Source organism: Rathayibacter sp. AY1F6, assembly GCF_002932035.1.
Taxonomy (GTDB): domain Bacteria; phylum Actinomycetota; class Actinomycetes; order Actinomycetales; family Microbacteriaceae; genus Rathayibacter.
Map to the genome: position 1 here is coordinate 53,811 of NZ_PSVD01000017.1, position 11,450 is coordinate 65,260.

Below are 11,450 nucleotides of genomic sequence, written 5' to 3' on the forward strand. Positions count from 1 at the left end.
CGCGGCCATGCGTCAGAGTGAGCGGATGACCACCACCTCCCTGGAGGCGCCGACTCGGCGTCTCGGCCTCATCGCGCTCATCGCGACCCTCGGCGGCCTCCTCTTCGGCTACGACACCGGCGTCATCAACGGCGCCCTCGAGCCGATGTCGGCCGAGCTGAGCCTCACCGCGCTGACCGAGGGGGTCGTCACCAGCTCGCTCCTCTTCGCCGCCGCGATCGGCGCGATCTCGGGCGGACGCCTCGCCGACGCCCTCGGGAGGCGGACCACGATCCGCCTCCTCGCCGTGCTCTTCCTCGTCGGCGCCCTGGTCTGCGTGGTGGCGCCGGGCTTCGGCGTGATGGTCCTCGGGCGGGCGGTCCTCGGACTGGCCGTCGGCGGCGCCTCGGTGGTCGTGCCGATCTACCTCTCCGAGATCTCCCCCTCCGAGATCCGCGGCTCCCTCGCCGGCCGCAACGAGCTGATGATCGTGATCGGCCAGCTCGCCGCCTTCGTGGCCAACGCCGTCATCGGCACCGTCTGGGGCGAGCTGCCCGGCGTCTGGCGGATCATGCTCGCCGTCGCCGCGCTCCCCGCCGCCGCCCTCCTGCTCGGCATGACCCGGGTCCCGGAGTCGCCGCGCTGGCTGATCGCGCACGGCCGCCGCGACGAGGCGCTCGACGTGCTCACGACCATCCGGACGCCCGACCGGGCCCATGCGGAGGCGGAGACCATCGCCCGCTCGATCGGCGCGAAGGACGGCCCGAGGATCCCCCTGCTGCAGGCGCTGCGCGAGCGCTGGGCGGTGCGCATCCTGCTGGTCGGCATCGGGATCGGAGTCGCCCAGCAGCTCACCGGCATCAACTCGATCATGTACTACGGCCAGTCGGTGCTGAAGGAGGCGGGCTTCGACCACGACGGCGCGCTCGTCGCCAACATCGCGCCCGGGGCGATCGCCGTGATCGGCGGCCTGATCGGGCTGCGGCTCATGCAGACGATGAACCGCCGCACGACCCTCCTGCTCGGCTACTCCCTGACCACCGCGATGCACTTCCTGATCGGCATCGCCTCCGTCGCGCTCCCCGTGGGGAACCCGGCGCGGCCGTACGTGATCCTGGTGCTGGTCGTCGCGTTCGTGGGGAGCATGCAGACGTTCCTCAACATCGTCACCTGGGTGATGCTGTCCGAGATCTTCCCGCTGCGGATCCGCGGCGTCGGCGTCGGCATCGCGATCTTCTGCCACTGGATCACGAACGCGGTGCTCGGCCTGTTCTTCCCCACCCTCGTCTCCGGCGTCGGCATCACCGGAACGTTCTTCCTGTTCGGCGCCGTCGGCCTGCTCGCGCTCGTCTTCATCTGGAAGCGCGTGCCCGAGACCCGCGGCCGCGCCCTCGAGGAGGTCGAGGCGGGCGTCGTCTCCGGCGAGCTCCTGCGCCGCTGACGCCCGCCCTCGGTCTCCGCCTACTGGTAGGTGACGAGGTCGGGGAGGGGGCGGACCTCGGCCATGGTCTCGGCGGGGGTGAGCATGGGCGCGTCCTCGTCGTAGAAGTTCTTCCAGCCCCAGCCGATGCCCTCGGGGGCGCCCTCGTGCAGCGCGTCCCAGGTCGCCTGCTTGTCGGGCTGCGAGCCCTGGCCGTCGACGTGGATGAGGAACTCCAGCTCGGGCCGGTCGCGGCGGATGCTGTCGCGGTCCTGCAGCATCGACAGCCGGAACTGGTGCAGCACGAACATCTTCGGCGGCAGCCCCTCGCTCTGCACCAGGTCGGCCAGCCACTCCGACACGCTGTCGACCTCGGCGGCCGAGACGCGCCCGATCTGCTGCAGCGGCTTCTGGCCGGGCAGCAGGCGCCACTCCGGGTCGAGCGCGAGGCCGACGTTGGGCAGCGACAGGAGGTCCGCGTACTGCTTCGCCTGGGTGAGGAAGTCGGTCAGCCCCGACTGCAGGTCGAGCACCACGTACATCCCCGCCGCCTGCGCCGCGTCGATGTAGGGGCGGATGTCGGCGGCGTCGAGCTCGTTGGAGTAGTCGCCGTCCTTGCCGGGGTCGCCCGCCGCGACCGTGGTGATGATCTCGAGGCTCGGCACGACCTTCTTGTCGGTGAGCGCCCGGTACGGCTCGGCCACCGCCTCCGCCCGCGCGATCGTGGGCTCGAGGCCCTGCTCCCCCAGCACGCCGAGGACGGGAGCGCCCGGAGTGCCGTAGATCGCGACGAAGAGGTGCCCGCCGAACATCCGCTGGCCGCCGCCCGGCAGCTGCCAGCCGCTCGCGGCCGCGCGCACGGCCCACTCGGGCTCGGGCTGGGCGGCGAGCACGGGGCCGAGCAGCAGCGTGCAGGAGGCGTCGGCCTCGGCGATCGCGGTCACGGCTCCGCCCGAGGCGAGCAGGTCGTCGCCGTCGACCACGGTGACGGGCACGCCGGCCGCGCGGGCGGTCGCCAGTGCGGCGACGTCGGCGTCCTGCGCGCGGGCGAGAGCGTGCAGGCCGGTCAGGGCGTCGGCCCGGGCCGGGAGAGCGCCGAAGGGAGCGTCGGAGGCGGTGGACGGCGCCGCGTCGGCGAGGTCGGCGAGCGCCAGGTCGGTCACGGTCACGCCGGACGCGGTGCTGAGGGCGGCCGCGTCGGAGGCGGAGGCGACGACGTCGACGCCCTCGGGCGCGGTGACGTCGCCGATCGCGAGCACGCGGGTCACGCCGAGGCGGGCGAACTCGGCGGCGAGGGCGTCGGAGGTCGGAGCGGTGGAGGACGGTGTGGCGGACGGGGTGGCGGATCCGGTCGCGGAGTCGGACGGGCCCCCCGGATCGGACGGCGTCTCGGAAGCCGTGGATCCCACGGCCGCGGCGTCCGCGGTCGGGGCGGCCGTCGCTCCGGATCCCGCCGAGCCGACCAGCAGCGGCACGCCCCAGGCGATGCTCACCTGGGCGGCGCGCAGGCGCGACTCGGCGATGTCCTCGACCAGGACGACCAGCGGAGCCGCGGCGAACAGGGCCGCGCTCGCGGCGAGCGCGTCCGGGGCGAGCGCCACCGGCCCGCTCGGAGCCGCAGTGCGGGTGCGGGGCGCCTCCTGCTGAGCGTCGTCCGGAGCGGAGGAGTCGGGCGTGCAGGCGCTGAGCAGCGGGAGCACCGCGAGACCGCCGATCACGACGCTGCGGCGCGAGAGCCCGGAGCGGGAGGGGACGGAACGGGGTGTCGAGGGCATGGCAGGCCTCTCCTCTCGGAGCCCGATCGGGGCTCTCTGGTGCGTGGCTGGTCCTCTCGACTATCGCAGGCTCGGCGGCGGTGAGCGCCGAGGGGGCCGTCCCGGGCGCGCCTCCGAGGCCGTCCGGACAGGCAGAAGGGGAGCGGCGCCGCAGCACCGCTCCCCTTCGAGAGGCTGGATCAGACCGTGCGGGGAGCCTTCGCGAGGTTGGCCTCGAGCTCCTCGCGGTTCTGCCGCACCACGTAGGCGGGGCGGTCGCGCTCGACGCGCCACGACTCGCTCAGCGGCGTGATCGCGACGGTGTCGAAGCCGATCCGGTCGTAGAGGTCGGTCACGAAGTGGATCGCCTCGGGGTAGTCGCTCGACGTCGCGAGAGCGCGGCGGTCGGGCGTGCCGACCGGGGTGCCGTCGGTGGTGATGTCGGCGGCCATGATGTGGTTGAACGCCTTGACGACCTTCGACTCCGGGAGGTGCTGCTGGAGCATCTCGCTGGTCGTGGTCTCGCCCTTGTCGAGCGCCTCGATGCGGCCGTCGCGCTCGAAGTAGTAGTTGTTCGTGTCGAGGACGATCTTGCCGGCGAGCGGGGCGACCGGCACCTCCTCGAGGTTCTTCAACGGCACCGTCACCACGGCGATCTCGGCGGCCTCGGCCGCCTCCTGAGCCGTGGCGGCGCGGGCCTTCGGGCCGAGCTCCGCGATGAGGTCGGCGAGGGTCTCGGGGCCGCGCGAGTTCGCGATGACCACCTCGTCCCCGAGGGCGATGACCGCCCGTGCGACCTGGCTGCCGATGTTGCCTGCTCCGATGATTCCGTACGTCGTCATGCTGAGGAGAACGCGGAGGGTGCCCAGGCATTCCGCTCTGCGGCGTTCTCCCACGCCGCACCCAGGTGGGCCCGTGCCTCCAGTAGCCTCGGTCCTCGGGCGCCGCTGCCCGAGAAGGAGTCCGTGATGCCGCAGTACGACCTCCCGCTCGACCTCCTCGAGCAGTACGCCCCCGAGATCGCCGAGCCCGCCGGGTTCGCCGAGTTCTGGCGCGACACGATCGCCGAGGCGAGGGCCGTCGCGACCGAGCCGCGCCTCGAGCGGGTCGACGCCGGCTTCGGACTGCTCGACACCTTCGACGTCACCTACTCCGGCTTCGGCGGCCACCCGATCCGCGCGTGGCTGATCCTCCCCCGCGGCGTCGAGGGCCCCCTCCCCGGGCTCGTGACCTTCATCGGCTACGGAGGCGGCCGCGGGCAGCTCGCGGAGTGGACCGCGATGTCGGCCGCCGGCTACGCGCACCTGGTCATGGACACCCGCGGCCAGGGGTCCGGGCACCGCTCCGGAGCGACGCCCGACCCGGTGGGCAGCGGGCCGCACGTCTCCGGCTTCATGACGCAGGGCATCGAGTCGCCCGCGGAGCACTTCTACCGCCGCGTCTTCACCGACGCCGTCCGCGCGCTCGACGTGCTGCGCGCGCACCCCGCGGTCGACGCCTCCCGCGTGGCCGTCTCGGGCGGCAGCCAGGGAGGCGGGATCGCTCTCGCCGTCACCGGGATCCTGGGCCTGCTCGGCGAGTCGGAGTCGGCGCGCGCCGCGATCGTCGACGTGCCGTTCCTCTCCCACATCCCGCACGCCGTCCGGCTGGTCGACACGATGCCGTACGGCGAGATCGTGCAGTACCTGCACACCCACCGCGGCGCCGAGGCGCGCGTGTTCGACACCCTCTCGTACTTCGACGGCACCTCCTTCGCCCCCTACGCGCAGTCCCCCGCGCTGTTCTCGGTGGCGCTCCGCGACGACATCTGCCCGCCGTCCACCGTCTACGCCTCCTACAACCGCTATGCCGGACCCCGCGAGATCCGCGTCTACCCCTTCAACGGCCACGAGGGCGGCGAGGCGTTCCAGATCGGCGAGCACGTGCGCTTCCTGGGGCGCGAGCTGGCGTAGGAGGAGGAGCCGCCCGGTCAACGGACGGGGGCGGTGCGCCCCGGCGCATCACCCGTTCCGACTCTCGATCATCGCGCTGCCGATGCGGTCCTCGAGGTCGGCCAGCTCGTCGAGGACGTCGCCGACCACCCAGACCCGCCGGGCGCCTCGACGGGCGTCGCTTTGTGACGCCGTGCGTCGCGCTCGATACCCGTTCGCTGCTCTTCTGGGCACTATCGACTCCATGACCCGCCAGATCCGCTTCAACGCCTTCGACATGAACTGCGTCGCCCATCAGTCCTCGGGCATGTGGCGCCACCCCCAGGACCAGTCCTGGCGCTACAAGGACCTCTCGTACTGGACCGACCTGGCGAAGCTGCTCGAGCGCGGCACGTTCGACGGCATCTTCATCGCCGACGTGCTCGGCACCTACGACGTCTACGGCGGCTCGAACGAGGCGGCGATCCGCCACGGCGCGCAGGTCCCCGTCAACGACCCGATCCTCCTCGTCTCGGCGATGGCCGCCGCGACCGAGCACCTCGGCTTCGGCATCACCGCGGGCACCGCCTACGAGCACCCGTACCCGTTCGCGCGGCGCATGTCGACGCTCGACCACCTGACGAAGGGCCGCGTGGGCTGGAACGTCGTCACCGGCTACCTCCCCAGCGCCGCCCGCAACATGGGCCACGAGGACCAGCTCGAGCACGACGACCGCTACGACGTCGCCGACGAGTACCTCGAGGTGCTCTACAAGCTGTGGGAGGGGTCCTGGGAGGACGACGCGGTCGTCCGCGACCGCGAGTCGGGCGTCTTCACCGACCCGGCGAAGGTGCACGAGATCGGGCACCGCGGCAAGAACTTCACCGTCCCCGGCATCCACCTCTCGGAGCCGTCGGTGCAGCGGACCCCCGTCATCTACCAGGCGGGAGCGTCGCCGCGCGGCATCCGCTTCGCGGCGGGCAACGCGGAGGCGATCTTCGTCGCGTCCTCGACGAAGGCCGGCCTGAAGGCGACCGTCTCGCGCATCCGCGACGCCCTCGAGGCGGCCGGCCGCGACCGCTACTCCGCGAAGATCTACACGCTGCTGACGATCATCACCGCCGAGACCAGCGAGGCCGCGCACGAGAAGCACCGCGACTACCTCTCCTACGGGAGCGAGGAGGGGGCGCTGGTCTTCATGTCGGGCTGGATGGGCATCGACCTGTCGCAGTACGACCTCGACGAGCCGATCGGCAACGTGAAGAGCAACGCGATCCAGTCGGCCGTCGCCAACTTCCAGGAGGCGAACGAGGACGGCTCGGAGTGGAAGGTCCGTGACATCGCCAAGCTCAGCGTGATCGGCGGGCTCGGCCCGTTCGTCGTCGGCTCGCCCGCGGAGGTCGCCGACCACCTCCAGGAGTGGGTCGAGGAGACCGACGTGGACGGGTTCAACCTCGCCTACGCGATCACGCCCGGCACCTTCGAGGACGTGGTGGAGTTCATCGTGCCGGAGCTGCGCAGCCGCGGCGCGTACCCGGAGGAGTACGTCGAGGGCAGCCTCCGCCAGAAGCTGCACGGCCGCGGCGACCGGCTGCCGGAGGAGCACCTCGGCGCCGGCTTCCGCTACGCGCCGGCGGCGGTCTGACGACAGGGGGCGCCGGGCGGCCGGTGGGGGCGGGGGTCTCCACAGGCCGCTCCGCGGCCGCGCCGGACGCACGAGCACCCCGCCGCGATGCGCGACGGGGTGCTCGGGACGTGCGGAGGGGCTCAGCCCTCGAAGGTGGCGTCGAGCGTGATGTCGACTCCGGTGAGCGCCTTGCTGACGGGGCAGGTCTCCTTGGCCTCGTCGGCGGCCTTGAGGAAGGCGGCCTCGTCGATGCCGGAGACCTCGCCGCTCACGACGAGCTTGATGCCGGTGAGCTTGAATCCGCCGGCCGAGTCCGGGCCGAGCGAGACGTCGGCGCGGACGTCGAGCGCCTCGACGGTGCCGCCGGCCTGGCCGAGGACGGCCGAGAACTGCATCGCGTAGCAGGCGGAGTGGGCGGCCGCGAGGAGCTCCTCGGGGCTGGTCGAGCCGTTGGCGTCGTCGGCGGCGCGCTTGGGGAACGAGACGTCGTAGGTGCCGATCTTCGAGCTCGAGAGCTCGACCTGGCCCTCGCCGGTCTCGAGCGAGCCGTTCCAGGCGGTGCGTGCGGTACGAGTGGGCATGAGTCCTCCTTGGGGGGCGGGGAGAACCGAAGAACGATCGTTCTCCCCTGATGTGCCGAGCCTAGGTGGAACGCGCGGCGTCCTGCAACCACCGGCCTCGGACCCTCGGCGAGATGCCAGTCCGGCGCGCCTCCGTCGGCGTGTCGCGTACGGGAGCGGCCTGTCGCGGAGGAGAGGACGGCCGCCAGGTCAGTGCACGAGCTTCAGGCCGACGACGCAGCCGACGATCCCGAGGACCAGCAGCGTGCGCACGAGCGAGAAGCCCTCGCCGCCGAAGAACATGCCGTAGAGCACGGTCAGCGAAGCGCCGATCCCGACCCAGACCGCGTACGCGGTGCCGGTGGGCAGCTCGCGCATCGCGTAGGCGAGGCCGGCCATGCTCACGACGACGCCGACTCCGAAGACGACCGACGGGCCGAGCCGCGTGAAGCCCTCCGACTTGCCGAGGGCGGTGGCCCACACGGCCTCGAGGACACCGGAGAGGATGAGGACGATCCAGGACATGACAGCTCCTACGAGTCAGTCTTGTCGCGTTCCGGGTACTGCTCCCTCGTCCGGTCGCCGTCATCGGCTCCGGACAGTCTGCCCGGGCGCGCTGGGCAGGCCCTGGGCAGCGCGCGGCGGGGGCGGAGCCGCCGCGACCGCGGCTCCGCCCGCCGCCCTCAGCGCGGCTGAGCCGGGTTCGTCGGCACTCCGTGCGAGGGCGGATTGATCGCCGGACCGGACGTCGCCGGCGAGACCGGCGATCCGGACGACGAGCGGGACACCTCGGGCAGCGACTCCGGCACGCTGCCTGCCGGCTCCGCTCCCCCGCGCAGCTGCTCGAGGCGCGAGTGCAGGATCGTCGTCACCGGCAGGCGGTGCCCGTGCGCCTCCTCGTAGGCGAGCAGCGCGCCGAGGCCGGCCTCGTCGAGCGGGCGGATGCGCTCCGCGAGCGTGCCGAGCGGGATGTCGTTCCAGTCGGGGAGCGGCAGCTCCTCGCGGGAGGGTGTGTCGGTCATTCGTGCTCCTTCCGTTCCCTCCATCCCACGTCTCGGACGGCCGTCCGCCCAGGGGCTTGACCGGTCGCGGGGAGAGCGGGGCGGTCGCGGCGGTCGGGAGGGACGGTCCGGCGGAGCGGCGGCCCCGCCGGGACCGTCAGCGGATCAGGCGGTGCGGCGGGACGAACGACGGGTCGCCAGGTGCACGAGGACTCCGACCACGAGGAGGATCCCCGCGTAGAGCCAGACGATCGGGTCCTGCTGGCTGAGGAGCAGCACGCACGAGGCGACGCCGAGCACGGGGATCGCCGTCCACACGCGGAAGTGGTCGTGCTCGACCTTGTCGCGCCGCAGCACGAGCACCGAGACGTTCGTGCTGATGAACACCAGCAGGAGGAGCAGCACCACGGTCTCGGCGAGGGTCGCCAGATCGCCGACCAGGGTCAGGAGGCATGCCGCCAGCGTGGTCACCGCGATGGCCACCCACGGCGTGCGGCGCTTCGGCAGCACCCGGCCGAGCACGTCCGGGAGGAGGCCGTCCTTCGCCATGCCGTAGGTGACGCGGCTCGCCATGATCATGGTCAGCAGCGCTCCGTTGGCGACCGCGACGAGCGCGATCAGGCTGAACAGCCACGCCGGCACCCCGGCTCCGCTCGCCGTCACGACGTCGAGCAGCGGGGCGGAGGATCCGGACAGCTCGTCGGCGGGCAGCGCGATCGAGCTCGCGAGGCCGACCAGGACGTACACCGCACCGGCCGTCAGCAGCGAGCCGAACAGCGCGCGCGGGTAGACGCGGCTGGGGTCGCGGATCTCCTCGGCGATGTTGGCCGAGGTCTCGAAGCCGACGAAGGAGTAGTACGCGATGATCGCCGCGCCGAGCACCGCCAGCGCCGGCGCCTGCTCGGAGCTGAGCTCGACCGTGCGGGCGAGGTCGCCGCCTCCGCCCGCCACCAGCAGCGCGACGCATCCGATCACGATCAGCAGGCCGCCGACCTCGATCACGGTCATCACCGTGTTGCTGAGCAGCGACTCCGCGACGCCCCGCGCGTTGAGGCACGCGACGAGGATCAGGAAGACGATGGCCGTCGGCACGGTCGGCACGTCGAGGAAGGTGCCGAGGTAGTCGCCGGCGAACGCGAGCGACAGGCCGGCCGCGCTGGTCACTCCGGCCGCGAGCATGGCGAAGCCGACCAGGAACGAGACGATCGGGCGCTTGAAGGCCCGCTGCGCGAACACCGCCGCGCCTCCCGCCTTCGGGTACTTGGTCACCAGCTCGGCGTAGGAGCCGGCGGTCAGCAGCGCGAGGCCGAGCGCGAGCAGGAGGGGCATCCAGACGGCGCCGCCGACCTCCGCCGAGAGCGTGCCCATGAGGGCGTAGATGCCCGCGCCGAGGACGTCGCCGAGGATGAAGAAGTAGAGCAGCGGGCCGGTGATGCGGCGGCGCAGGGAGGTGCCGCCGGCCTCTCCGGTCGCGGGGGCGTCGCTCGTGGTGGCCATGTCGTCCTCTCGTCGCGCGCTCGGGAGCGAGCACGACGGGCCACGCTAGGGAGGAGGGGGCCGGGAGGTCGAGAAGGTTGACCGGGCGGGGTCGAGGGCGCTACACGCGCGGGACGGGGCGTCTGCGGAGCGGGCGCCTGCGGGCCGGGCGCGACTTGCGGGCCCGGCGCCTTCCGCGGGCCGGGCGCGTTCCCCGATCGGGCACGGCATGCCGCGCCCCGCGCCGGCCGTCAGCCGAGGACGACGTGCTCCCCGCCGCGCTGCTCGGCGATCTCCTCGCCGACCTCCTCCGCCTCCTGGCGCGACTCGTGGTGGCTCAGCGGGACGCGGGCGTGGGCGATGCGGTTGTGCCAGCCCTGCTCGTCGGAGTAGGTCTCGATGGGGAGGACGGTCGTGGTGCTCATGGTGCTCCTTCGTGGTGGTCCCTCCATGGCACCTCGCGCCCCCCGCCGCTCGGGAGAGGGTTGACGCGAGCCCGTGTCTCGAGCAGGACGGAGGCGTCTCGGCAGCACACCAGCGAGCGGCGGCGCCGCGACGAGTCAGGGCGAGACCATGCCGCCGTTCACGTTGAGGGTCTCGCCGGCGACGAAGCTCGACTCGGCGGACGCGAGGAACACGTAGGCCGGGGCCTGCTCGGCGGGCTGGGCGGCACGGCCCATCGGCGACTCGCTGGAGCCGAAGTCGGGCAGGCTCTCGGGGTCGACGCCGCCGCTCACCTGCAGGGCGGTCCACGTCGGGCCGGGCGCCACGACGTTCACGCGGATGCCCTTCGCGGCGAGCTGCTGCGCAAGGCCCTTCGAGAGGTTGTTGATCGCGCCCTTCGTCATCGCGTAGTCGAGGCGGTCGGGGGCGGGCTTGTGCGCCTCCGCCGACGCCGTGTTGATGATCGTGGCGCCCGCGGGCAGGTGCGGGAGGGCCGCGCGGATGATCCGGAACGGAGCGAAGACGTTGACCGCGAAGGTCGCCTCGAACTGCTCGTCGGTGATGTCGAGCAGGTCCTCCTTCCAGATCTGCTTCCCGGCCACGTTGACCACCGCGTCGAGCCCGCCGAGGCCCTCGACCGCCTCCGCCACGAGCCGCGTGCAGTACTCGGCACTCGTGAGATCGCCGGGGATCGGCACGGCGGTGCGCCCCTCCGCGCGGATCAGCCCGATCACGTGCTGCGCGTCCTCCTCCTCGCTCGGGAGGTAGGCGAGGGCGACGTCGGCCCCCTCGCGGGCGAAGGCGATGGCCACGGCTGCGCCGATCCCGGAGTCGGCCCCCGTGATGAGCGCGCGGCGGCCCGCGAGCCGGCCGGTGCCGCGGTAGCTCTCCTCGCCGAGGTCCGGCACCGGGGTCATCCGCGACTGCAGCCCGGGCTCGGGCTGCTGCTGGACCGGCGGAGTCACATCCGGGTACCGGGTGGCGGGGTTCGTGAACGTGTACTGGTCGGGCATGGCTCCTCCGTCCGCGGCACCCGGATCGGGCCGCTCCCCTCCATCCCAGGCGAGCCGCGCCTCCGGGGCCACCCCGTGCACGGGCGGGCGGCGCTGTGGTAGCCGTCGCCGCGCCTGCTCGGAGGACCGGCACGGCGGCCCGGACGTGCCGGTGCCCCCCTCCGCGGCTGAACACCGGACGACAGTGGGCCCACCGCGCGCCGAGGCCGCGCGGGCGTGCGAGGCTTGATGGTCGTCCCCCTCCCGCCCGCCCCCGACCTCAGGAC

General features: G+C 72.8%; 12 protein-coding genes and 1 riboswitch. Of the genes, 3 read left to right on the plus strand and 9 right to left on the minus strand.

Features of this window, described 5'->3' with window-relative positions; genetic code table 11:
* Window positions 1–25: 25 nt before the first annotated feature.
* A complete protein-coding gene (locus C5C44_RS13020; RefSeq protein WP_258066742.1) occupies window positions 26–1,420 on the plus strand; it encodes a sugar porter family MFS transporter in 1,395 nt (464 codons plus the stop codon).
* Window positions 1,421–1,440: 20 nt separating this feature from the next.
* Here the strand turns inward: C5C44_RS13020 and C5C44_RS13025 are convergent, their stop codons facing one another.
* Together C5C44_RS13025 and C5C44_RS13030 are read right to left on the minus strand one after the other, a co-directional pair.
* A complete protein-coding gene (locus C5C44_RS13025) occupies window positions 1,441–3,174 on the minus strand; it encodes a hypothetical protein (RefSeq protein WP_104335989.1) in 1,734 nt (577 codons plus the stop codon).
* Between the two features lie 179 nt (window positions 3,175–3,353).
* Complete coding sequence (locus tag C5C44_RS13030) at window positions 3,354–3,995, minus strand: NADPH-dependent F420 reductase (protein ID WP_104222381.1); 642 nt, start codon at window positions 3,993–3,995, stop codon at window positions 3,354–3,356.
* Window positions 3,996–4,121: 126 nt separating this feature from the next.
* On the opposite strand from C5C44_RS13030, the gene C5C44_RS13035 reads away from it, so the two are divergent.
* Complete coding sequence (locus C5C44_RS13035) at window positions 4,122–5,105, plus strand: acetylxylan esterase (protein ID WP_104222380.1); 984 nt, start codon at window positions 4,122–4,124, stop codon at window positions 5,103–5,105.
* Window positions 5,106–5,153: 48 nt separating this feature from the next.
* Here C5C44_RS13035 and C5C44_RS17095 read toward each other — a convergent pair whose 3' ends face one another.
* Window positions 5,154–5,318 (minus strand): hypothetical protein, encoded by a 165-nt coding sequence (locus C5C44_RS17095; protein ID WP_181132842.1) that lies wholly within the window; start codon window positions 5,316–5,318, stop codon window positions 5,154–5,156.
* Between the two features lie 10 nt (window positions 5,319–5,328).
* Between C5C44_RS17095 and C5C44_RS13040 the strand changes: the two genes are divergently transcribed.
* Complete coding sequence (locus C5C44_RS13040) at window positions 5,329–6,708, plus strand: LLM class flavin-dependent oxidoreductase (RefSeq protein WP_104222379.1); 1,380 nt, start codon at window positions 5,329–5,331, stop codon at window positions 6,706–6,708.
* A 122-nt stretch (window positions 6,709–6,830) separates the two neighbouring features.
* On the opposite strand, the gene C5C44_RS13045 is transcribed toward C5C44_RS13040, so the two are convergent.
* From C5C44_RS13045 to C5C44_RS13070, 6 genes are all read right to left on the minus strand, one after another.
* Window positions 6,831–7,271 (minus strand): OsmC family peroxiredoxin, encoded by a 441-nt coding sequence (locus C5C44_RS13045; protein ID WP_104247811.1) that lies wholly within the window; start codon window positions 7,269–7,271, stop codon window positions 6,831–6,833.
* Window positions 7,272–7,460: 189 nt separating this feature from the next.
* Window positions 7,461–7,775: a multidrug efflux SMR transporter gene (locus C5C44_RS13050; protein ID WP_104335990.1), complete on the minus strand. Its 315-nt coding sequence runs from the start codon at window positions 7,773–7,775 to the stop codon at window positions 7,461–7,463.
* Between the two features lie 9 nt (window positions 7,776–7,784).
* A riboswitch (guanidine-III (ykkC-III) riboswitch) is annotated at window positions 7,785–7,848 on the minus strand.
* An 85-nt stretch (window positions 7,849–7,933) separates the two neighbouring features.
* Complete coding sequence (locus tag C5C44_RS13055) at window positions 7,934–8,272, minus strand: hypothetical protein (protein WP_104335991.1); 339 nt, start codon at window positions 8,270–8,272, stop codon at window positions 7,934–7,936.
* Between the two features lie 144 nt (window positions 8,273–8,416).
* Window positions 8,417–9,748 (minus strand): APC family permease, encoded by a 1,332-nt coding sequence (locus tag C5C44_RS13060; protein WP_104227025.1) that lies wholly within the window; start codon window positions 9,746–9,748, stop codon window positions 8,417–8,419.
* Between the two features lie 230 nt (window positions 9,749–9,978).
* Window positions 9,979–10,152 (minus strand): DUF2188 domain-containing protein, encoded by a 174-nt coding sequence (locus C5C44_RS13065; protein WP_159940661.1) that lies wholly within the window; start codon window positions 10,150–10,152, stop codon window positions 9,979–9,981.
* A gap of 135 nt (window positions 10,153–10,287) precedes the next feature.
* Window positions 10,288–11,184, minus strand: a complete 897-nt coding sequence (locus tag C5C44_RS13070; protein WP_104263331.1) for an SDR family oxidoreductase — start codon at window positions 11,182–11,184, stop codon at window positions 10,288–10,290.
* Between the last annotated feature and the right edge of the window lie 266 nt (window positions 11,185–11,450).